Here is a 19,705-nt window from a genome sequence, read left to right on the forward strand (position 1 = left end):
TATCGCCCCCTGCAAGGGGGTTGGCGAAGCGACACGAAGTGCGCGCAGCCTGGGGGTGCTACCTGAACCCACGACGGAACTCCTGCTCGATGTCCCAGGCCTCGAGTTCCACCCGGCGGTTGAGGTACATCGCGAAACCCGCCGCCACGTAGAACGGCTCCAGCACGCCGACGACGAGCGCATATGCGCCGGCAGTCAGGAGGCTCTGCAGTAGCGTGTCCGACTGCGTGAGCCAGCCGAACAGGTCGCGCGTGCCGCCCTCGGGCGCGAACCAGAACAGCAGCGACAGCAGGCAGATGTCGAGCGCCATCTCGGCATTCGCGAAGACCAGCTGCATCCCCGTGGCCGCGCCACGGCGTCCGCGCAGCAGCTGCGCGCGCCGCTTGCGCCGGGCGCTGCCGCGTTGTCCTTCGAGCTGCTCGATGGCCTGGGTGAACGAGCGCCAGGGCGAGAAGCGCCGCCACAGCAGCGTGCGCAGCAGCTGCCCGCCCCACACGGTGCGGCGGTTGGCCCACAGGTCGGACCAGCGCGTCTCCTGTCCGAACACGGCGCGCGAATGCACGAAGAGCAGGCTGCGGTCGAGCCAGGGCTTGAGCCAGAAGATCAGCAGGCTGGGCAGCCAGCCGGCGATCTCCACCGTGCTGAGAGCCAGCAGCACCATCACGACATGCACCGGCAGGAAGGTGCGCCACACCGAGCGCGCATGGCTGCGCACCAGCTGCGCGCCCAGGTCGGCGGCCTCGGCCATGGGCCGCGGCCGCAGCGCGATGGCGAGGCCGTCAACCTGCATCGTCGTCTCCCCGCTTCGCACTGGCGCGCGGCCGGCCCTGCCAGCCCAGGTAGGCCAGCACCAGCACCCAGCAGGCGCCGCCCACGCCGTACTTCACCGCCGGCGCGATCCAGCGCGCCGATGACCAGAACGCCTCGACCGCCGCGGCGGCCAGCAGCAGCCCGATGACGCCATAGACGATCACCACCGCATGGCGCGCCGCCAGCCGCAGCGCCTCGAGCCGCGTGTGCCGCCCCGGCGCCACCCACGAATAGCCGAGCCGCAGGCCCGCCGCGCCGGCCAGCACGATGGCGGTGAGCTCGAAGGCCGAGTGCGTGACCACGAAGGAGAGGAAGTTCCGGGCATGCCCCGCCCCGATCAGGTAGCCGCCCACGGCACCGATCTGCACCCCGTTGAACACCACCACCGCCGCGCTGCCCACGCCGGCGAAGATGCCCGCCGCGAAGCAGCGGAAGCCGATGCCGATGTTGTGCATGATGTAGAAGCCGAACATCTGCCAGTCGTCGCCCGCGCTGCGCGTGCGGCCCAACGACTCGGCGCTGTCGCTGTACATCGAGTCGAACTCCTGCACCGAGTTGGCGTCCAGCAGGTGCAGGATGAAGCCCGGGTCGCGCCAGGCCGCCCAGCCCGCCATCAGCAGCGGCAGCACGAACATCAGCGCGGAGACCAGCAGGTAGGCGCGATGGGCCCGCACGGCCTCGGGAAAATCGACCAGCGCGAGCCGCGCGAAGCGCGCGAGGCCGTAGTCATGCCGGCGGTAGATCAGCCGGTGCGCGCTCTGCGTGAGGCCCTGGAGCCGCTGCGTGAGATGGATCGGATAGGCGCGCGCCTGCGCCAGCGCGAGGTGCTCGCACACGCGGCGGTACAGCGTGGCAAGCCGGGCGCCGTCGAACTTGCGCTTGGTCTCGGCCACCCGGATGACGGCCTCGAGCTCGGCCCACAGGGGTGCGTAGGCGGCCTCGAAATCGAGCGGTGTCATCGCGCCGCCCTTCCCTGCGCATCGGCATTGGCGCCGGCACCTGCACCGGCGCGCCGGCCCAGCACCCACTGCGCCACGCCGAGCAGGCGCTGCGACGCGGAGGCGCCGGTGGCGTCGGGGCCCAGCACCGGCTCGGCGACGCGGGCGAGTTCGTCGAAGCGCTCCGGCGTGAGGCGCGTGGCGCGCCCCGCCCACGAGACGATGGCCATCTGCTCGCGCGCCGACAGCGGCCGCGCGGGCGCCTGCGGCTCGGCCGGCGGCAGGCTGCCGTGCAGGCTCACCTGGTCGCTGAACACCACCAGCGTGCCGGCGGCCAGGTCGCCCAGGCGCTTGCTGTCGTGGCGCCACAGCATCGACACGATGCCCGCGCCATAGAAGGAAGGAACGAAGTCGGCCGCGCGCAGCAGGTTGCGCGTGAGCGCGGCGGCGGGCGTGACGGGCAGGCCCGAGTCCATCACCACGCGCAGGCCCATCACGCGCTTGCCGGGCGTGGCCGCCGCGCGCGTGAGTTCGAACACTACCGGGTAGAACCACTCCAGGCAGAAGTAGGCGATCAGCAGGATGCCGAAACCCATCTTGCCGAGCATGCCGACGGTGATGGAGATCGCGACGAAGATGCCGAGCCGGATCGCGAAGTCGATGAGGTAGGCCAGCCCGCGCGCGACCAGCCCGGCCGGACGCAGCGAGAGCGCGATGCCTTCGGGGGTCTCGGCGGTGTAGAGCGTGTCGAGGCGCACTGCGGTCGCGCCCGGCTCAGGCTTGCAGCACGACGGTGTCGGCGATCTGATCGTGCAGGCAGCGGCGCGACGCGCGGAAGATGAAGAGGCAGTCGATCAGCACGTAGATGGGTCCGAGCAGCGGCCAGATGCTGGTGAAGAACAACGGGCCGTCGCGCAGCGCGAGGATGCGGCCGATCTGCGCGCGCGAACCGTCGGGCCGCGCGATGCGGATCTTGAACAGCGCCTTGCCGATGGTCTGGCCGCGGGTGGCCAGCAGGTAGCCGTGCAGCACGAGGTAGAGGACGACGCCGGAAGCCGCGCTGGAGATGCGCGGCTCCCACATGCCGAGGCCGTCGTCTTCCCAGAGATTGATGGGCGTGAATGTCGCAAGGAGCCAGATCGCCGCGATGGAAATGCCCGCGTCGAGCATCGCCGAGAGGAAGCGCGTGCCCCGCGATGCGAGCTCACCCGGCTGCGCGCCGCCGGGCGGCACCACGTCTTCCACATGGGATTGCGGAGGCGCGTAGCGCGCGTCCTGCGACTTGTCTTCCATGCCCGTCCCTCTCCGAAACGAATGAATTTTCGGAAGATTCTAGGACGTTCGATGTCGGCGGCGGCTGGAGGACTACGCCGGCGGGCGGGCGGCGATGACCGCCTGCAAGCGCCGCAGGTCGTCGAGCAACAGGTTCAGCGGCGCGGCCAGCAGCGCGTTCGATGCCTCGTGCCGCGACGAAGCCTGCGCAGCGCAGCGGGCCAGTTCGCCCAGGTCGTGAGGGGTGGACTGGCCCGCGAGCGCGTCGGCCATGCCGGCGATGGCCGCACCCGCCGCGCCTGCCGCTTGCGACACCTCGGCCTGCGCCCCAGGTGCCAGCCGCAACACGCGGTCGAGCACCGTGGCGTCCTGGAAGATGCGCGCCGCCAGCCTGGCCTTGTCGCGATAGCTGCCGCCGGTGCCGCCGCGGCGCCACCACCGGGCCTCCAGGTCGGCGCTGCCGGCCAGCGCGGCCAGGCGGCCCAGCGACGCGCGCGTGCCTGCCTGGATGCGCTCGATCTCCGCTGCATCGGTCGGCCGCCGCGACGCGGACACGCGCCTGCCGATGCCGCGCAGCAGCGCCGCGCAGCCCTCGTCGAAGCGCATGCCCGCGTGGTACTCCGACATCACCGTCGAGACCACCAGCGCCACGCCCACGCCGATGCCGATCTGCGCCAGGCGAAGCAGCGCCACCTGCAGCGCCGAATGGCCCGGAATACCGCCCGCCGACAGGATGATCAGCGCCGCCACGGGCGCGCTGCGCATGCCCGGCACGGACGCGCTGGCGAACGACAGCAGCATGACCAGGCCGAGCGTGGTCGCGAGCATCGGCGCGCCATGGTGATGCAGATAGACGCCGGCAAGCCCGACGAGCGCGCCGGCGGCGGTGCCGCGCACGCGGTCCCACCCTGCGTCGAGCGTGGAGCCGGCGCTGGGGCGCATGACGATCAGCACGCTCATCACGGCCCAGAAGCTCTCGGGCAGATGCAATGCCGTCGCCACGCCCCAGGCGATGGCGACGGCGGCCGCAAGCTGCGCGCCGGAGCGCCAGCGGCCATGCCGCCAGGGAGCGGCGAGGCGCTGCAGTGCGCTCGTGCCCATCATGACCCCGTAGTCTTCGCGTTACCGCCGAGCGCGGCCGAGATGCCGTCGATCAAGGCGCAGGCCTGCTGCAGCAGGGCGCGCTGGTCGGCATCGAGCGTGGCGCCGATCGCCTCGGCCAGCGCCGCCTCGCGCGTGCGCATGATCGCCTTCAGCCGGCGCGTGCCCTCCGCGGTGAGCGACAGCAGCCACTGGCGCCCGTCGCCCGGATGCGGCGCGCGGCCGATCCAGCCCTCGGCCTCCAGCTCGGCCAGCAGCCGCGTCAGCGACTGGAGCTTGACGCGCTCCAGCCCCGCCAGCGTCGTGGGCGTGCAAGGCCCATGCTGATGGAGCTGCCCCAGCACGCTGAGCTTGGCCACGCTGGGGCTGTCCGCCGCGGCACTGCCGCTTCGCAGTTGGCGGGCGAGCAGCGACACCGAGCCGCGAAGGCGAGAGGCGCATTGCGCCGGATCCGGGATGGTGGAAGCCATGCCCGGATTGTAAGACGTGTCTTGGTATCTGGAGCTTCAGCCCCGGTTAGGAGACGAAGTCACGGGATAGGTGACGGCGGGCGCCGGATCGGAGGCGGGCGCCGGTGCAGGCGACGGCGCGGTCGCCCCGGCCGGCGAGGCGACCGGCGTCTGCTCGGGCTTCGCCGCGGCCTCGTCCTGCGCTTCAGGGCCCGGGCCTTCGAGGAAGCGGTCGAGCAGCGCGAAGAAGCGGTCGTAGAAGCGCTCGTCGGTGAGCGTCTCGCTCGCCACCTTCACCATCGCGTCGTCGCTGCTGGTGAACGGCAGCGACAGCGAGCCGATCGCGCCCACGCCCAGGCTCGCCGAGTTGTTCACCTTCTTGAGCCCGTAGCGGTCCTGCAGCGCGGTGGCAAAGGCCACGGTGCTCCTGCCCGCCTTGCCGCTGCGGGTGCTTTCGCGCGCACAGACCACGCGGAACTCCACCTCCACGTGCACCTCGGCGGCCGGCTGGAAGCTCTTGCGCCCCGTCACGAGGTCGGAGTTGGCCGCCGTGATCATGTAGCCCTGGCTCAGCAGCGCACGGCGCGCCGCCTCGCAAGTTTCGGCCTCGGTGGCCTCGTAGTCGCGGGTGTGGGTGTTGGTGGAACTGAAAGCCTCGGGCTCGTAGCTGGCCTGGCGGGAAGCGCTGCCGCAGCCGGCGAGCAGGACAGCGGCGGACAGCAGGCCCGCGGCGAGAACCGATGTACGGACTGGCGTACGGCCCGGAGCAGGGATGGCGGACAGGGAATTGGAGTGCATGGACGGCATGAAGCGGCGAATGCTAACCGGCGGCCTTGCCGGCAAGCCTTCGAGCGCGCCGATGCACGCGCGTTCCCTCCAGGCCGTCGAAATTTTCAGGACCAGGGCAGCACGTGGTGCGCGCGCACCCGCGTCGCCGCGATCAGCCGGGCGTTCGGCGCGTCGGTGCTCTCCACCCAGGCGCGCGCCTCCTCGGCGCTGCGGCCGAACTGCTGGTGGCGGCGCACCAGGCGCTCCTCGCGCACCGCGTCGTCGATGTCCACGTACCAGACCTCGTCGAGCATCGCCGCCGCGCCCGCCCACGGGCCGGCGTCGTGCAGCAGGTAGTTGCCCTCGGTGATGACGAGTTGCGTCGAAGGCAGCACCGCGATCGCGCCGGCGATCGGCTCCTCGATCTCGCGGCGGAACTCGGGCGCATAGACGATGCCGCCGTCGGGCCGCTGCTCGCGCAGCCGCTGCAGCAGCGCGACGTAGCCTGCGCTGTCGAAGGTGTCGGGAGCGCCCTTGCGTCCGGCGCGACCCAGCCGTTGCAGCTCGACGTTGGCAAGGTGGAAGCCGTCCATCGGAACCACCTGGGCACGGTCCGCACCCACCGCCTGCAGCAGCGCCGCCGCGAGCGTCGACTTGCCCGCGCCGGGCGCGCCGACGAGCCCCAGCAGGCGGCGCTGCCCGGTGGCCATCAGGGCCTGCAGGCGGGCGGCGCTTTCGGGGGGGAGTTGAGGAAGCGGAGGAAAGGTCTGCGCGGGGGTGGTGGTCATGCCCCCGAGCGTAGCTTTTCCTTGAGTCAAAAAAGCATCGGCGCGCGTCGAGACGGCAGCGCTGTCACTTCAGGATCGAACGAAACGTCAGGCTGATGCGCTCTCGCACGCCTTCGGTCTTGGGAATCGCATGAAGCCAGTCCCGCTGAACCGCGTCCGACATGTAGAGCAGCGAACCGTGAGGAAGCGGGTAGTCGAAGCGCAAGCTGCTGTCGACCTTGCTGCGATATGCGATCGACCGCGTGGCTCCGATCGACACGATGGCGACGCCCGTACCGGGTGCCAGCGCCGTGGTGTCGTCCGAATGGAAACCCATCGACGACGCGCCGTCGGCATAGTGGTTCAACAGGCAGTTGTTGGGACGAAAGCCGAGCCTGGCCTCGATCCGGCCGCACAGGACCGCCAATTCGGAGGGGATCGGCACCGCCTCGTAGGCCATCTGCGAATAGTCGTACGGCACGCCGAAGCTGGCGGTCTTGCGTGCACGCATGCGCTCGTCCCACGCCACCGCGGACCGAAGCCATTCGAGAAGGGCATCGGGCGACGCGACGAACGCGGGATCGAGCTGGATGGGCGGGCCAATCATGGGCCCGCAGGATACAGGGACCGTCGCTTCGCGATCAGGGATACAGGCCGCGTTCCTGGCGAGCCATCAGGATGCGCTCGCAGGCCACCGCGTACGTCGCGGTGCGCAGCGTGATCTTGTGCTTGTCGGCCGTGTCCCAGATCTGGTTGAGCGCGTTCATCATGATGCGGTCGAGGCGCACGTTGATCTCGTCCTCGTCCCAGAAGAAGGACGAGAAGTCCTGCACCCATTCGAAGTAGCTCACGGTCACGCCGCCGGCGTTGCAGATCACGTCGGGCACCACCAGCACGCCGCGCTCGGCGAGGATGTCGTCGGCCTGCGGCACGGTCGGGCCGTTGGCGCCTTCGAGCACCAGCTTGGCGGTGGTCTTCTGTGCGCGCTCGGCGGTGAGCTGGCCTTCGAGAGCGGCCGGAATGAGGATGTCGCAGGGCGTGTTCCAGAAGTCCTCGTTCGACACGATGTCGCCGCCGGCCTTGAAGCCGACCACGCCGTCGGTGCGCGAGATGGGCACGAGCTTGGCGAGGTCGAGGCCGTTGCTGTTGACGATGGTGCCGGTGTGGTCCTGCACCGCGACGATCTTGGCGCCGGCTTCGGCGAAGAGTTCTGCCGCGACGGAGCCCACGTTGCCGAAGCCCTGCACCGCAATGCGCGCACCGCGCAGGTCCATGCCCAGTCGGCGAGCCGCCTCGCGGCCGGTGACGAACACGCCGCGGCCGGTGGCCTTCACGCGGCCCAGCGAGCCGCCCAGGTGCAGGGGCTTGCCGGTGACGACGCCGGTGGCGGTGCCGCCGACGTTCATCGAGTAGGTGTCCATCATCCACGCCATGATCTGCGCGTTGGTGTTGACGTCGGGTGCGGGGATGTCGGTGTGGGGGCCGATGATGATGCCGATCTCGCTGGTGTAGCGGCGGGTGACCTTCTCGAGCTCCTGCGGCGAGAGCTTCTTCGGGTCGACGCGGATGCCGCCCTTGGCGCCGCCGTACGGCAGGTTCACGGCGGCCGTCTTGATGGTCATCCAGGCCGACAGGGCCATCACTTCTTCGAGCGTGACGTCAGGGTGGAAGCGGATGCCGCCCTTGCCCGGGCCGCGGCTCATGTTGTGCTGCACGCGGTAGCCCTCGAAGTGGGCGATGCTGCCGTCGTCCATTTCGATGGGCACGTCGACGATGAGCGCGCGCTTGGGGCGCTTGAGGGTTTCGACCCAGCGGGCCAGCGGGCCGAGGTACGGCACGACGCGATCGACCTGCGAGAGATAGGTGCCCCACGGGCTGTTGGCTGTAGGACTGACGAAGGAGAGTTTTTCGCTCATATGCGTTCCCTTGTTGGTTTGTGAGGGTGGCCGCAACGATAGACCTCCGCCGCGCGTTGCGCCATGGCTTATGCGCGCCGCGGAGGCGGTTATGCAAGAGAGGTTGGTAGGCCTGCGATGCCGGCATTGCGCCGATGCAATCGAGCGATAGATAGATGCGTGCATCGCCAGATGACAGAAACGTCATCGACGGGTCATCGACCCGCGGATGCGCTTCTTAGAGTTGGCCTCACCAACCAGGACGAACCCAGCAACCAACGTCACACATCAAGGAGTAGCAACAGAATGAGCAAGCAAGCATCCGCCACCCGCCTGATCGGCACCGCCGCCCTCGCTGCCCTGCTGGGCACGATCGCCGCGCCGAGCTTCGCCGGCAACTACGCCGAAGGCGATCCGCGCCCCGCGCCGCTGGCCTCTTCGACGACGCGCGCCGCGGTGACCGCCGACGCGGTGCAGTGGCTGAAGACCGCCCCCACGCAGGGCTACACCAGCGGCTACCAGCAGGAGCCCGCCGTGGTCTCGGCCAACAGCCGTGCCGCCGTGGAGGCCGACACGCGCCTGTGGATCCAGTCGGGCCTGGCCGCCCGGCAGGCCGGCGAAGCCGGCGCCGATTCGATGAAGCCCGGCTATCGCGAAGCGGCCGCCGAGTACGCGAGGCTGCGCGCGAGCCCGGCCTACGGCGCGCTGGTCGACCAGACGCAGCTTCGCTGACGGCAAACGGGACGCACGGCGGCCCCTTGGCCATCCGAGGGTAGGCCGCCGGCAGTTCCTTGGTTCTATCTCCTACGACCGGAGGTCATAGGCCGCATCTTTTGCCACGATTCGATGCCCGAGCCGGATAATCCTCCGATGCTCGACCTGGACCGCATCGATCTGCGCCTTCTGAAGATCCTTCAGGAAGACGGCCGCATCACCAACCTCAAGCTGGCGGAGGCGGTGGCGCTCTCGCCCACCGCGGTGCTGGCGCGGGTGCAGCGGCTCACGCGCGACGGCTTCATCCAGGGCTACGAGGCGCGGCTCGATCCGCACAAGCTGGGCCGCGGCTTCACCGTCTTCGTCGAGGTGCTGCTCGACCGCACCACCCCCAACGTGTTCGACCAGTTCAAGGCCGCCGTGCAGGTGCGCGACGAGATCATGGAATGCCACATGGTCGCCGGCGGCTTCGACTACCTGCTCAAGACCCGCATGGCCGACATGGCCGCCTACCGCGAGTTCGCCGGCACCGTGCTGTGGCAGCTGCCCGGCGTGCGCGAGACGCGGACCTACGCGGTGATGGAAGAAGTGAAGAACAGCGCGCGGCTGCCGCTGGGGGTGTGAAGATCATTGACGCCAGGAATACCGCGGAACCGGCTTTGCTGGGCCGCAGGTATTGCCCCCTGCAAGGGGGTTGGCGAAGCGACACGAAGTGCGCGAAGACTGGGAGCGTGCCTATCTCGCGCCGAAGATCGCCGTGCCGACGCGCACCATCGTGCTCCCCGCGCTGATGGCCGCCTCGAGGTCCGCGCTCATGCCGAGCGACAAGGTATCGAGCGCGATGCCCGCGTCGCGGATCGACTGGTACACCGCATGCGCGCGCAGGCACAGCTCGCGCTGCGCTTCGAAGCCGGTCGCCGGCTCGGGGATCGCCATCAGCCCGCGCAGCCGAAGTTGTGGCAAAGCCGCCACAGCGCGCGCCAGCGCGAGCGCCTCTTCCGGAGGCACGCCGGACTTGTTGGCGCCGCCGTCCACATTAACCTGAAGGCATACATTCAGCGGCGGCAGATGCGCCGGCCGCTGGGCCGAAAGACGCTCGGCGATCTTCAATCTGTCGATGCTGTGGACCCAGTCGAAGTGCTCGGCCACAGGCCGCGTCTTGTTGCTCTGCAGGGGCCCGATGCAGTGCCATTCGAGGGAGGAACGCAGGTCGGCCAGCGCTTCGATCTTGTCCAGCCCTTCCTGCACGTAGTTCTCGCCGAAGGCCGACTGGCCCGCCGCGTGCGCCTCGCGCACCGCATCCGGTCCGAAGGTCTTGGACACCGCCAGCAGGCGCACGCCGGCCGGGTCGCGGCCGGCCGTTACACATGCCTTCGCGATCCGGTCGTTTACTTGCTGGAGGTCGTCGCCAATCATCGTCATAATCGTCCAAAATCGTATCAAAACGTCACGAAACCCGAGCCGAGGAGCCCCGTGGACATCACCCAACTGCTGGCGTTCAGCGTCAAGAACAAAGCCTCCGACCTGCACCTTTCCGCGGGCCTGCCGCCCATGATCCGCGTCAACGGCGACGTGCGCCGCATCAACGTGGACGCGCTCGACCACAAGGGCGTGCACGCCATGGTGTACGACATCATGAGCGACACGCACCGCAAGCACTACGAAGAGTTCCTGGAGGTCGACTTCTCCTTCGAGATCGACGGCCTCGCGCGCTTCCGCGTGAACGCCTTCAACCAGGCGCGCGGCGCGGCGGCGGTGTTCCGGACCATTCCCTCGAAGATCCTCACGCTCGAGCAGCTCAACGCGCCGAAGATTTTCGGCGAACTGGCGCTCAAGCCGCGCGGGCTGGTTCTGGTGACGGGCCCCACGGGCTCGGGCAAGTCGACCACGCTGGCGGCCATGATCAACTACCTCAACGAGAACGAGTACGGCCACATCCTCACGGTGGAAGACCCGATCGAGTTCGTGCACGAGTCGAAGAAGTGCCTGATCAACCAGCGCGAAGTGGGGCCGATGACGCTGTCGTTCTCCAACGCCCTGCGCTCCGCCCTGCGCGAAGACCCTGACGCCATCCTGGTGGGCGAGCTGCGCGACCTGGAGACCATCCGCCTGGCCATGACCGCCGCCGAGACGGGCCACCTGGTGTTCGGCACGCTGCACACCTCTTCGGCCGCCAAGACCATCGACCGGATCATCGACGTGTTCCCGGGCGAAGAGAAGGAAATGATCCGCGCCATGCTCTCGGAGTCGCTGCAGGCCGTGATCTCGCAGACGCTGTGCAAGACCAAGGACGGCCAGAGCCGCGTGGCGGCGCACGAGATCATGCTGGGCACGCCGGCCATCCGAAACCTCATCCGCGAGGCCAAGGTGGCGCAGATGTACTCCACCATCCAGACCGGCCAGGGCTCTGGCATGCAGACGCTGGACCAGAACCTGACGGAACTGGTGCGCCGCAATACCATCTCGGCAGCAGAAGCCCGAGGAAAAGCCAAGATCCCAGAGAATTTCCCGGGCTAGTCATGAGGCCCCCCGGCTTTTCACTTCGCTGCGCTGCGTGTAACTCCACCCCCCATGGGGGAGGCGCGGCCGCCTTGGGGCGGCCCGGCGGTCGGCCGCCAGCAGGTTCTATCTAAACAGATCAAGGAGCGCTCTCATGGAACGCGATCAAGCCAGCCAGTTCATCAACGACCTGCTCAAGCTCATGGTGAGCCGCAACGGCAGCGACCTGTTCATCACCGCCGACTTTCCGCCGGCCATCAAGGTCGACGGCAAGGTCACCAAGGTCTCGCAGCAGGCGCTGGGCGCGCCGCACACGCTGGCGCTGACCCGCTCGATCATGAACGACCGCCAGACGGCCGAGTTCGAGCGCACCAAGGAATGCAACTTCGCGATCTCGCCCACCGGCATCGGCCGCTTCCGCGTGAACGCGTTCGTGCAGCAGGGCAAGGTCGGCATGGTGCTGCGGACCATTCCCGCCAAGCTGCCGACCATCGACGGCCTGGGCATGCCGCAGGTGCTGAAGGAGGTGTCGATGACCAAGCGCGGCCTGTGCATCCTGGTGGGCGCCACGGGCTCGGGCAAGTCGACCACGCTGGCGGCGATGATCGACTGGCGCAACGAGAATTCCTTCGGCCACATCGTGACGGTCGAAGACCCGGTCGAATTCGTGCATCCGCACAAGAACTGCGTGGTGACGCAGCGCGAAGTGGGCATCGACACCGACAGCTGGGAAGCCGCGCTGAAGAACACGCTGCGCCAGGCGCCCGACGTGATCCTGATGGGCGAAATCCGCGACCGCGAGACCATGGAGCACGCGGTGGCCTTCGCCGAAACCGGCCACCTGTGCATGGCCACGCTGCACGCCAACAGCGCCAACCAGGCACTCGACCGGATCATCAACTTCTTCCCCGAAGAGCGCCGCGCCCAGCTGCTGATGGACCTGTCGCTGAACCTGCGTTCGCTGGTCTCCCAGCGGCTGGTGCCGACCGAAGACGGCCTGGGCCGCGTGGCCGCGGTCGAAGTGCTGCTGAACACGCCGCTGATTTCCGACCTGATCTTCAAGGGCGAGGTGGGCGAGATCAAGGAGATCATGAAGAAGAGCCGCAACCTGGGCATGCAGACATTCGACCAGGCGCTGTTCGACCTCTTCGAGAGCCACTCGATCAGCTTCGAGGACGCCATCCGCAATGCCGACTCGGCCAACGACCTTCGCCTGCAGATCAAGCTCAACAGCCAGCGTGCACGCAGCACCGACCTGGCTGCGGGCACGGAGCACTTCGCGATCGTCTGAGGCCGCGGGGGCTGCGGGAGGCCGGTGTCCGCCGGACGGCACCTGCGGCGGAATGGCCTTAAGCTGTGGCCCCATGAGCAGCATCAACCCCCGCACCTACGAATCCATCCCCGCGCAGACGGTGGCCTTCCTCGGCCTCGGCGTCATGGGCGGCCCGATGGCCGGCCACCTCGCCAAGGCCGGCCACAGCGTCACGGTCTACAACCGCACCGCCGCCAAGGCGCAGGCCTGGGCCGACGAATTCGGCCCGCCCGGACGCCATGCCACCACCCCGCGCGAAGCGGCGGCCGGCGCCGACATCGTGTTCTGCTGCGTCGGCAACGACGACGACCTGCGCTCGGTGGTCCTGGGCGACGACGGCGCCTTCGCCGGCATGAAGAAGGGCGCGGTGCTCGTCGACCACACCACGGCTTCGGCCGACGTGGCGCGCGAACTCTCGAAGGCCGCGCAGGCGCTGGGCCTGCATTTCATCGACGCGCCCGTCTCGGGCGGCCAGGCAGGCGCGCAGAACGGCGCGCTCACCGTGATGTGCGGCGGCGACGCGGCGGTGTTCGAACGCATCAAACCGGTGGCCATGGCCTTCTCGCGCGCGGTCACCCTGCTGGGCGAGAGCGGCGCCGGCCAGCTCGCGAAGATGGTGAACCAGATCGCCATCGCGGGCCTGGTGCAGGGCCTGTCGGAGGCCATCGCCTTCGGCCAGCGCGCGGGCCTGGACATGGAAGCCGTGCTGGGCGTCATCAGCAAGGGCGCGGCCCAGAGCTGGCAGATGGAGAACCGCGGCAAGACCATGATCGAAGGCAAGTTCGACTACGGCTTCGCGGTCGACTGGATGCGCAAGGACCTGGGCCTGGTGCTCGACGAAGCCAAGCGCAACGGCGCGCGTGTGCCTGTGACGGCGTTGGTCGACCAGTTCTATGCCGACGTGCAGCAGGCCGGCGGCCGGCGCTGGGATACCTCGAGCCTCATCACGCGGCTCAAGTGACGCAATGAAGAAAGCCCGCATCAGCGGGCTTTCCTGTCTTGGCGTGGCGGTTCTTCAGCGCACCGGCGAGGTCGTCACGCCGCTCGAGGAAGGCGTCGGCGTGGACGAGCCCGAAGCGGGCAGCGGCTCCATCGGCGGCAGCGGCACGCGCGAAGTGGAAGACGAGGAGGGCGTGGACGGCGCTGCCGAAGTCACAGGCGCCGGCCCCGTGCCGCCGCGCTGCGCAGCGGCCTGGTTCGCCGCCTGGCTGGCTGCCAGATCGGCCTCGCTCACGACCTCGACCACGCGCACAACCTTCACCACGCCCGACACGCCGCGCGTGATCTCGGTGGCGCGATCGGTCTCGCGGCGCGTGGCGATGCCCATCAGGTAGACCACGCCGCGCTCGGTCACCACCTTGAAGGAGTTGGCGAAGATGTCCTTGGCGTCGAGCAGCGAGGCCTTCACCTTGCCGGTGATGTAGAGGTCGTTCGAGCGGTCTTGGAAGGTGCTGGAAGAGCCCACGGTCAGCTCGTTGACCACCGAGCGCACGTTCACGATGCGGCTGACTTCGTCCTCGACGCGGCGGCGGTCGGCATCGCTGCCCACGGCGCCGGTCAGCAGCACCTGGCGGTTGAAGCTGGTGACGCTCACGTACATCTGGTCGTTGGCGATGTCGCGCACGCGGGCCGCGGCACGCAGCTCGATGCCCTGGTCGTCCAGTTGCGCGCCCGAGCTGCGGCGGTCGGTGGCCACCATGCCCACGCCCACCACGGCCGCGCCGCCGACAACGAGCGGCACGCAGGCGGAAAGACCCGTGACCAGTGCGGCGCCCAGGGTCAGGGCAAGGGCGAAACGTTGGGTCGATGTCGTCGTCATGGTCGTCAAGGTCATGAGGAAGCTTCCTGTTCTCCGAGTAACTGGGCGTCCACGCCGTCGCACAGGCAATGCAGCGCGATCTGGTGGATCTCGTGGATGCGCGCCGCACGCTCGTGCGGCACGCTGATCTGGACGTCGGTCTCGCGCAGTGCGCGGCCGATGGAACCGCCTGCGCCCGGCGCGGTATTGCCGAGCAGCGCGACGACGGTCATGTCGCGCTCGTGCGCCGCGGTCACGGCAGCCAGCACCGACGCCGACTGGCCGCTGATGCTCAAGGCCAGCAGCACGTCGCCGGCCTGGCCGAGCGCGCGCACCTGGCGGGCGAAGCGGTCGGCATCCGCGGCTTCGGCGCCGTCGGCGGCGGGGTCGGTGGCATCGCCGGGCAGCGCGATGGCACCGAGCTCGGGCCTCTCGCGCTCGAAGCGGCCCACGAACTGCGCGGCGAACTGGGCCGCCAGCAGGCCCGACACGCCGGCTCCGCAGGCGAGCACCTTGCCGCCGCTGGTCACGCACGCCAGGATGGCCTGCATCGCTTGAGAGATGGGTTTGCTGAGGACCGGCCCGGTCTGGTACTTGAGGTCGGCACTGTCGATGAAGTGCTGCTGAATCCGTTGCTCGAGCATGGGGCGGGATGATAACTGGGGCCTGTGAAACAAGACGTTCGAGTTGTGGAGCCTTCATCGAGGCTTCAGTTCCCTCGAGCTCGCCGTCAACCAGCGTCGAAGGCTGCCTGCAGCCACGTGATTTTCTCTTCGACCAGCACCACGTCGAAGCGGCACGGCGGCACCGTGCGCAGCCGGCTCAGGTAGTTCTGCGCGGCGAACACGATGCGCCGCCGCTTCGCTGCGGTGATGCTCCCGCCCGCGCCGCCGTGCGTGCCGGTGCTGCGATGGCGCACCTCCACGAACACCAGCGTGCCCGCGGGCGACGGGCGCGGATCGCGCATGATCAGGTCGATCTCGCCGCCGCCGCGCCCGGGCGTCCGATAATTGCGGGCGAGCAGCACGAGGCCGGCGTCCCGCAGGTGGTCGAGCGCGGCGTCTTCCGCCGCATCGCCCCGATGCTTCGTAGTGGTGTCGGTCTTCATGGCCCTCCCTGTCCGCGGCCTGCTTGCGATCTCTTTTTTTCTGACTTCTTGTTCGTTCCGACGGAGAAACCCCTTGGCTTCACTCGCCCCTGCTTCTTTCGGCGCCGCCCTAGCGGCCGCGCACGACGCCGCGGGTGCGCAGCATTATCCGCAAGGCACGCTCTACGTCGTCGCCACGCCCATCGGCAACCTGGCCGACATCACCTTGCGCGCGCTGCACGTGCTGCAACTGGTGGACGCCATCGCCTGCGAGGACACGCGCCACACGCAGGCCCTGCTGCGCGCCTACGGCATCGACCGCCCCGGCTCCCGGCTGCTGGCGGTGCACCAGCACAACGAGGCCGAGGCCGCGCAGGCCGTGGTCGCGCGGCTCGCGCAGGGCGAGCGCATCGCCTACGTCAGCGACGCGGGCACGCCCGGCGTGAGCGACCCCGGCGCGCGCCTTGCAGCCGCCGTGCGCGCCGCGGGGCAGCGCGTGCTGCCGCTGCCGGGCGCCAGCAGCGTGACCACGCTGATAGGCGCCGCGGGGCTGGTGGCCGAGGGCGGCGGTGACGGCAATGCCAGCAGCAGCGCCTTCGTCTTCGCGGGATTCCTGCCGAGCAAGTCCGGCGAGCGCGACACGGCCGTGCAGGCGCTGTCGCAGGAGCCGCGCGCGGTGGTGCTGCTGGAGGCCCCGCATCGCATCGAGAACCTCGCGCGCGCTCTGTCCACGCTGGGCGAGCGCCGCGTCACCGTGGGCCGCGAGCTCACCAAGCAGTTCGAGGAAATCGCCACCGTCGCCGCAAGCGCGTTGCCCGACTGGTTCGGCGCCGACCGCGACCGCACGCGCGGCGAATTCGCGCTGGTGCTGCACCCCGTGGCCGTGAGCGGCGACGGCGGCGCGGAAGGCGAGCGCGTGCTGCGCCTGCTGCTGGCCGAACTGCCCGTGAAGACGGCCGTGAAGCTCGCGGCGGAGATCAGCGGAGCCCCGCGCAATACGCTGTATGACGCCGCGCTGCGCATCCGCGGCGAGGCGGAGCAGGACTAGCCGTCCAACTCGGCGTAGCGCCTGAAGATGCCGTCTTCGTTGAACGCGATACGGCGCGGGCTCTGCAGATAGTCTTGCACGCGCTGGCGCCGCCGCACATTGGCGTGCAGCTTCTCGACCGCGGGCGTGGCAGCCAGCGCACGGGCCGTCGCCTTCGGGAAGGCATATCGCAGGCCGTCCACGAGTTGGAACAGCGACAGGTCCGCATAGGTCAGCGTGTCGCCCACCAGATGCTGCGTACCTGCGGGATTGCGCTGCAGCACCCGCTCAAACCAGCCGAGGAACTTCGGAATGCGCTCTTCACGAAAGGCCCGTGCGCGCAGCATCGCCGCGTCGCGCTGCTCATCGTAATAGGCGCCGACCGAGATCGGATGATGCGTGTCATGCGCCTCCGCCACCGCGTCGGCAATCGTGAGCTGGATCTGGTGCACCCACAGCCCGTCGGACTCGCCCACCCCCGACAGGCCCAGCCGCGGCCCGAGGTACAGCAGGATCGCGGCCGTCTGCCCGACCACGATGTCGCCATCGACGAGGAACGGCGGCGCGAAGGCAGGGCGCGCGGCTTCCGGGTCGTCCAGCCGCTCACCGAGAGCGGATCCGCCGCCGCCCTCGCCCTCGGGCAAGCGCGCCACGTCGACATAGTCCGCGCCGGCAGCTTCGAGCGCGAGCCGGACGAATTCACCTCGGCCCTGGATGGTGGGCCAGTAATGGAGTTGGTAGGGCATGCGGGAGATGGTGGCATGGGAGGGGAATGGGGGCAATCACGGGCTTCGCAGTGCGGGAACAGACCTAGCCATCAGCACCCCGGGCGTTCCGTGATCAAGGTAGAAGTTCAGATCCCCACGCTCAAGGAGCTCGAGTGATTGGAGGAAGAAGCGAGCAGAAAGCACGCTCGATTTCTTTCGTTTTGGCAGACGCCTTAAAAGCTTGAGGGTAAGTTTTGACGCTTCTCGCCCCAACCGTGAAGCTCATCATGCGGAAGGATTTTTCTCCGTCATAGAAAACGATTCCATCCAATCCATCGCGCACATTTCTCTCTGGATGCCTGAAGGAGCGCAATGCCCGGCTTAACGCAGGGAAGGATTCCGTGTTGCGCTCGATAAAAACCTTTCGAAGCAAATCATCTGGAATTTTCAATACGAGATTATTGAAGTACAGGATTGAATCATTGTTTTTCCACTGAATTCCACAAATCGAATCAATGCGATCGCCATTCGCAAACTCCTTGATTTTTTCGGCTAACTCTCGATTGTCAGGATCAGATCCAAGACTACTCCATGCAACAAAATGATCACTTCGCGCCCCGGCGAAAGAATCCATCGAGAACAGAATAAAAAATGCCAAGGCAACGACAATCTCAATTCGTTTCCAAAAATGAGCTATCTTCATCTCATTTCCTTTCAGTTGGTTCTCGGTTCCGGCTTTTTCCCCTTCTTCTCGGGAGGAACACCGATTATTTTGTTCAACGCATCCACGTCCATTGATTCCAAGCCAGGACTCGCAAGATCTCTTTTGGCTTGTTCGTAATAGGAAACAGGAACGAAATACTTCAGATAGCTTTTGCTTTTGATTGTTTTTTTATTCCTCCTTCCACTCTTTTCCATCACCTCAACCACTCTTTCGGCATCCATGTTGAAAGGTGAGAACTTGATGCGATCGTCTTGATTTCCACCGAGCAGGATCAGATTTTTTTCACCCGCCTTCCCGTACGCAAAGCCAACGTGATAGCCGTGCCCGTTCCTGCGCGTTGCAAGCGCGATCGCGCCGTATATCGGTTTCTCCAACTCCACGAAAAGCGGATTCCGCATCTTCCTTCCCTCATCCATTTCATAAAAGCCATGAGCTCTGCCGAGCGTGGCACGCCGATCCCAAAATCCCATGTTGTCTACCGGATAGCCAGCTTTCAACAAGCACCAATTGGCAAAGGCAGCGCACCACGCTCTTTGGGAAAGAAATTTCGATCCATCCCCTATCTCGACGTGATAGTCGATTTCCGCCTCTAACACTTCTTCTGTCTTGCCATATCTGATCTTCGCTTCAGCGATGGCGATAGACATCCACGGAGCCCTTCCCGGCACAGGATTGATCAGCGCCAGCACCTTCCCTTCGCCTTCCTTCGACCGCTCCGAGTCCGATGACCTGATTCCGGTCGGCACGGGAGGCGGTGGAGGAGAAACTGCTTTTGGCCTCGATGGCACTGCCGGGCTTGCCGGTGCACTCGCAGCCAGTGGCTTGGCAGTGGCCATGGCGGGAGGAGCAGTCGAAGTCCTGGGGTCCGGCTTGGTCTTGCCGCTCCCCACAATCAACAGCACCTCCCCCGGATAGATCCTGTCGTGCTCCCGCTTGTTGGCCTCCTTGATGGCTTCCACGCTGGTGCGATACAGCTGCGCGATCTTCCAGAGACTGTCGCCCGGCTGTACGACATAGCTCATGGGCTTTCTCTGCCCATGGGTCGAGCTGTTGATCTTTTCCGAGCCGGCGACGCCCTTCCACCTCTTGAATTTCGCCAGGAGGTTGAAATCCTTTCCGACGTCGCCCTGGATGGTTCCGACCGTCACGGCCTTCCTGCTCTTCGGATCCGCCACCTTGACGTGCACGGCTGAGTTGTCGGCCGGGTGAATCACGGGAGGGAATCGCCCTGCGGCATCGGACTTGACCGTTTCCTCCCTGTCTCCTCTTTGCAGAACGATCTCCGCGCCGGGCAATGGCTGGCTGCCGTCAGTCGCGTTGATCCTGCTCACGGCAACCCAGGTTTCCTTCCTGGTCCCGGCGTTGGCGTGAAACCCCTCGATCTCCGCGATGCTGTTCACGATCTTTTCGAGTTCGGCGTCGCTGCACTCGCCGATCTTTCTGCCGGCTGGAATGCCGCTGGTCTTGAGCAGATCGCGTATGTATTTCTCTGTGTCGTTTTCCTTCTTGGGGGCATAGACGGGAATGGCTTCGGAGATCGTCCTGTCGCCATGCAGGCGCTTCAGGTTTGCCTTCAGTTCCTCCCGGCCGGCGCCTTCATCGGGAAAGATCAGGAAGGTCCTGCCCGATCTGGTGGTGGCGAATCCGATGTAGCCCTTTGCTTTCCTGGGTGCAGGCACGCCGTCGACCTTCCTGGCAGTCAGGTCGCCGGGATTGTTGATACGCCATGGCAGCGTTCCGCCCGAGCGCAGCAGGTGACGGCCGTCTTCGCAGATGAATTCGGCGACTTCGATGTTGGGGTGGTAGGTTGCGGATATCAGTCTGGGCATGCTGGTGT

23 protein-coding genes are annotated in these 19,705 nt (G+C 67.4%); 6 read left to right on the forward strand and 17 right to left on the reverse strand.

The annotated features are described in order from the left end of the window. Positions 1–58 precede the first annotated feature (58 nt). The 10 genes from ACHMXA_RS00245 to ACHMXA_RS00290 form a co-directional block, all read right to left on the reverse strand. Entirely contained in the window at positions 59–790 is a 732-nt protein-coding gene (locus ACHMXA_RS00245; protein WP_395317580.1) for a hypothetical protein, read from the reverse strand. Next, positions 780–1,769 carry a stage II sporulation protein M gene (locus tag ACHMXA_RS00250; protein WP_395317581.1) on the reverse strand — a complete coding sequence of 330 codons (990 nt, stop codon included), beginning with the start codon at positions 1,767–1,769 and terminating at the stop codon, positions 780–782. Before ACHMXA_RS00250 ends, ACHMXA_RS00245 begins: the two co-directional genes overlap by 11 nt. Next, positions 1,766–2,506: an RDD family protein gene (locus ACHMXA_RS00255; RefSeq protein ID WP_395317582.1), complete on the reverse strand. Its 741-nt coding sequence runs from the start codon at positions 2,504–2,506 to the stop codon at positions 1,766–1,768. The genes ACHMXA_RS00250 and ACHMXA_RS00255 overlap by 4 nt, the downstream gene beginning before the upstream one ends. A 16-nt stretch (positions 2,507–2,522) precedes the next feature. Beyond that, on the reverse strand, positions 2,523–3,041 hold the full coding sequence (locus ACHMXA_RS00260) for an RDD family protein (RefSeq protein ID WP_176668396.1): 519 nt from the start codon (positions 3,039–3,041) through the stop codon (positions 2,523–2,525). A 72-nt stretch (positions 3,042–3,113) separates the two neighbouring features. Further along, a complete protein-coding gene (locus ACHMXA_RS00265) occupies positions 3,114–4,121 on the reverse strand; it encodes an FUSC family protein (protein ID WP_395317583.1) in 1,008 nt (335 codons plus the stop codon). Then, positions 4,121–4,591: a MarR family winged helix-turn-helix transcriptional regulator gene (locus ACHMXA_RS00270; RefSeq protein ID WP_395317584.1), complete on the reverse strand. Its 471-nt coding sequence runs from the start codon at positions 4,589–4,591 to the stop codon at positions 4,121–4,123. Before ACHMXA_RS00270 ends, ACHMXA_RS00265 begins: the two co-directional genes overlap by 1 nt. A gap of 36 nt (positions 4,592–4,627) precedes the next feature. Further along, positions 4,628–5,368 (reverse strand): DUF2242 domain-containing protein, encoded by a 741-nt coding sequence (locus ACHMXA_RS00275; protein ID WP_395317585.1) that lies wholly within the window; start codon positions 5,366–5,368, stop codon positions 4,628–4,630. 95 nt (positions 5,369–5,463) lie between these two features. After that, the gene (locus ACHMXA_RS00280; RefSeq protein WP_395317586.1) at positions 5,464–6,126 is read right to left on the reverse strand and encodes a nucleoside/nucleotide kinase family protein; all 663 of its coding nucleotides are present in this window, start codon (positions 6,124–6,126) and stop codon (positions 5,464–5,466) included. A gap of 64 nt (positions 6,127–6,190) precedes the next feature. After that, positions 6,191–6,712 carry an alpha-ketoglutarate-dependent dioxygenase AlkB family protein gene (locus ACHMXA_RS00285; RefSeq protein WP_395317587.1) on the reverse strand — a complete coding sequence of 174 codons (522 nt, stop codon included), beginning with the start codon at positions 6,710–6,712 and terminating at the stop codon, positions 6,191–6,193. Between the two features lie 34 nt (positions 6,713–6,746). Further along, on the reverse strand, positions 6,747–8,021 hold the full coding sequence (locus tag ACHMXA_RS00290) for a Glu/Leu/Phe/Val dehydrogenase (protein WP_395317588.1): 1,275 nt from the start codon (positions 8,019–8,021) through the stop codon (positions 6,747–6,749). A 285-nt stretch (positions 8,022–8,306) separates the two neighbouring features. On the opposite strand from ACHMXA_RS00290, the gene ACHMXA_RS00295 reads away from it, so the two are divergent. Together ACHMXA_RS00295 and ACHMXA_RS00300 are read left to right on the forward strand one after the other, a co-directional pair. Beyond that, positions 8,307–8,732, forward strand: coding sequence for a hypothetical protein (locus tag ACHMXA_RS00295; protein WP_395317589.1), 426 nt, complete (start codon positions 8,307–8,309; stop codon positions 8,730–8,732). Positions 8,733–8,870: 138 nt separating this feature from the next. After that, on the forward strand, positions 8,871–9,338 hold the full coding sequence (locus ACHMXA_RS00300; RefSeq protein ID WP_019657564.1) for an Lrp/AsnC ligand binding domain-containing protein: 468 nt from the start codon (positions 8,871–8,873) through the stop codon (positions 9,336–9,338). 111 nt (positions 9,339–9,449) lie between these two features. Here ACHMXA_RS00300 and ACHMXA_RS00305 read toward each other — a convergent pair whose 3' ends face one another. Then, complete coding sequence (locus ACHMXA_RS00305; protein ID WP_395321180.1) at positions 9,450–10,136, reverse strand: YggS family pyridoxal phosphate-dependent enzyme; 687 nt, start codon at positions 10,134–10,136, stop codon at positions 9,450–9,452. A gap of 51 nt (positions 10,137–10,187) precedes the next feature. On the opposite strand from ACHMXA_RS00305, the gene ACHMXA_RS00310 reads away from it, so the two are divergent. From ACHMXA_RS00310 to ACHMXA_RS00320, 3 genes are all read left to right on the forward strand, one after another. Then, complete coding sequence (locus ACHMXA_RS00310; protein ID WP_126025783.1) at positions 10,188–11,231, forward strand: type IV pilus twitching motility protein PilT; 1,044 nt, start codon at positions 10,188–10,190, stop codon at positions 11,229–11,231. Between the two features lie 136 nt (positions 11,232–11,367). Then, a complete protein-coding gene (locus tag ACHMXA_RS00315) occupies positions 11,368–12,504 on the forward strand; it encodes a PilT/PilU family type 4a pilus ATPase (protein WP_176668403.1) in 1,137 nt (378 codons plus the stop codon). A gap of 73 nt (positions 12,505–12,577) precedes the next feature. Beyond that, positions 12,578–13,486 carry an NAD(P)-dependent oxidoreductase gene (locus ACHMXA_RS00320; protein WP_176668404.1) on the forward strand — a complete coding sequence of 303 codons (909 nt, stop codon included), beginning with the start codon at positions 12,578–12,580 and terminating at the stop codon, positions 13,484–13,486. Positions 13,487–13,540: 54 nt separating this feature from the next. Here ACHMXA_RS00320 and ACHMXA_RS00325 read toward each other — a convergent pair whose 3' ends face one another. From ACHMXA_RS00325 to ACHMXA_RS00335, 3 genes are all read right to left on the reverse strand, one after another. Then, entirely contained in the window at positions 13,541–14,359 is an 819-nt protein-coding gene (locus tag ACHMXA_RS00325; RefSeq protein WP_395317590.1) for a BON domain-containing protein, read from the reverse strand. Continuing rightward, complete coding sequence (locus tag ACHMXA_RS00330; RefSeq protein WP_395317591.1) at positions 14,356–14,967, reverse strand: SIS domain-containing protein; 612 nt, start codon at positions 14,965–14,967, stop codon at positions 14,356–14,358. Before ACHMXA_RS00330 ends, ACHMXA_RS00325 begins: the two co-directional genes overlap by 4 nt. A gap of 86 nt (positions 14,968–15,053) precedes the next feature. After that, the gene (locus ACHMXA_RS00335; RefSeq protein ID WP_176668407.1) at positions 15,054–15,431 is read right to left on the reverse strand and encodes a YraN family protein; all 378 of its coding nucleotides are present in this window, start codon (positions 15,429–15,431) and stop codon (positions 15,054–15,056) included. Between the two features lie 73 nt (positions 15,432–15,504). Between ACHMXA_RS00335 and rsmI the strand changes: the two genes are divergently transcribed. After that, on the forward strand, positions 15,505–16,458 hold the full coding sequence (gene rsmI, locus ACHMXA_RS00340; RefSeq protein WP_395317592.1) for a 16S rRNA (cytidine(1402)-2'-O)-methyltransferase: 954 nt from the start codon (positions 15,505–15,507) through the stop codon (positions 16,456–16,458). Here rsmI and ACHMXA_RS00345 read toward each other — a convergent pair. The 3 genes from ACHMXA_RS00345 to ACHMXA_RS00355 form a co-directional block, all read right to left on the reverse strand. After that, positions 16,455–17,183, reverse strand: a complete 729-nt coding sequence (locus ACHMXA_RS00345) for a glutathione S-transferase (protein WP_395317593.1) — start codon at positions 17,181–17,183, stop codon at positions 16,455–16,457. The genes rsmI and ACHMXA_RS00345 overlap by 4 nt on opposite strands. 121 nt (positions 17,184–17,304) lie before the next feature. Further along, positions 17,305–17,847, reverse strand: coding sequence for a hypothetical protein (locus ACHMXA_RS00350; RefSeq protein ID WP_395317594.1), 543 nt, complete (start codon positions 17,845–17,847; stop codon positions 17,305–17,307). Between the two features lie 11 nt (positions 17,848–17,858). Beyond that, entirely contained in the window at positions 17,859–19,697 is a 1,839-nt protein-coding gene (locus ACHMXA_RS00355) for a LysM peptidoglycan-binding domain-containing protein (RefSeq protein WP_395317595.1), read from the reverse strand. Positions 19,698–19,705: the final 8 nt, after the last annotated feature.

The organism is Variovorax sp. UC74_104 (assembly GCF_044055375.1).
In the GTDB taxonomy this organism is placed as follows: domain Bacteria; phylum Pseudomonadota; class Gammaproteobacteria; order Burkholderiales; family Burkholderiaceae_C; genus Variovorax.

Excerpts from the sequence above, each read along its gene's own strand:
- ACHMXA_RS00245 (WP_395317580.1), bottom strand. The coding sequence starts at position 790 with ATGCAGGTTGACGGCCTCGCCATCGCGCTGCGGCCGCGGCCCATGGCC.
- ACHMXA_RS00250 (WP_395317581.1), bottom strand. The coding sequence starts at position 1,769 with ATGACACCGCTCGATTTCGAGGCCGCCTACGCACCCCTGTGGGCCGAG.
- ACHMXA_RS00260 (WP_176668396.1), bottom strand. The coding sequence starts at position 3,041 with ATGGAAGACAAGTCGCAGGACGCGCGCTACGCGCCTCCGCAATCCCAT.
- ACHMXA_RS00265 (WP_395317583.1), bottom strand. The coding sequence starts at position 4,121 with ATGGGCACGAGCGCACTGCAGCGCCTCGCCGCTCCCTGGCGGCATGGC.
- ACHMXA_RS00270 (WP_395317584.1), bottom strand. The coding sequence starts at position 4,591 with ATGGCTTCCACCATCCCGGATCCGGCGCAATGCGCCTCTCGCCTTCGC.
- ACHMXA_RS00275 (WP_395317585.1), bottom strand. The coding sequence starts at position 5,368 with ATGCACTCCAATTCCCTGTCCGCCATCCCTGCTCCGGGCCGTACGCCA.
- ACHMXA_RS00280 (WP_395317586.1), bottom strand. The coding sequence starts at position 6,126 with ATGACCACCACCCCCGCGCAGACCTTTCCTCCGCTTCCTCAACTCCCC.
- ACHMXA_RS00285 (WP_395317587.1), bottom strand. The coding sequence starts at position 6,712 with ATGATTGGCCCGCCCATCCAGCTCGATCCCGCGTTCGTCGCGTCGCCC.
- ACHMXA_RS00290 (WP_395317588.1), bottom strand. The coding sequence starts at position 8,021 with ATGAGCGAAAAACTCTCCTTCGTCAGTCCTACAGCCAACAGCCCGTGG.
- ACHMXA_RS00295 (WP_395317589.1), top strand. The coding sequence starts at position 8,307 with ATGAGCAAGCAAGCATCCGCCACCCGCCTGATCGGCACCGCCGCCCTC.
- ACHMXA_RS00300 (WP_019657564.1), top strand. The coding sequence starts at position 8,871 with ATGCTCGACCTGGACCGCATCGATCTGCGCCTTCTGAAGATCCTTCAG.
- ACHMXA_RS00305 (WP_395321180.1), bottom strand. The coding sequence starts at position 10,136 with ATGACGATGATTGGCGACGACCTCCAGCAAGTAAACGACCGGATCGCG.
- ACHMXA_RS00315 (WP_176668403.1), top strand. The coding sequence starts at position 11,368 with ATGGAACGCGATCAAGCCAGCCAGTTCATCAACGACCTGCTCAAGCTC.
- ACHMXA_RS00320 (WP_176668404.1), top strand. The coding sequence starts at position 12,578 with ATGAGCAGCATCAACCCCCGCACCTACGAATCCATCCCCGCGCAGACG.
- ACHMXA_RS00325 (WP_395317590.1), bottom strand. The coding sequence starts at position 14,359 with ATGACCTTGACGACCATGACGACGACATCGACCCAACGTTTCGCCCTT.
- ACHMXA_RS00330 (WP_395317591.1), bottom strand. The coding sequence starts at position 14,967 with ATGCTCGAGCAACGGATTCAGCAGCACTTCATCGACAGTGCCGACCTC.
- ACHMXA_RS00335 (WP_176668407.1), bottom strand. The coding sequence starts at position 15,431 with ATGAAGACCGACACCACTACGAAGCATCGGGGCGATGCGGCGGAAGAC.
- ACHMXA_RS00345 (WP_395317593.1), bottom strand. The coding sequence starts at position 17,183 with ATGCCCTACCAACTCCATTACTGGCCCACCATCCAGGGCCGAGGTGAA.
- ACHMXA_RS00350 (WP_395317594.1), bottom strand. The coding sequence starts at position 17,847 with ATGAAGATAGCTCATTTTTGGAAACGAATTGAGATTGTCGTTGCCTTG.
- ACHMXA_RS00355 (WP_395317595.1), bottom strand. The coding sequence starts at position 19,697 with ATGCCCAGACTGATATCCGCAACCTACCACCCCAACATCGAAGTCGCC.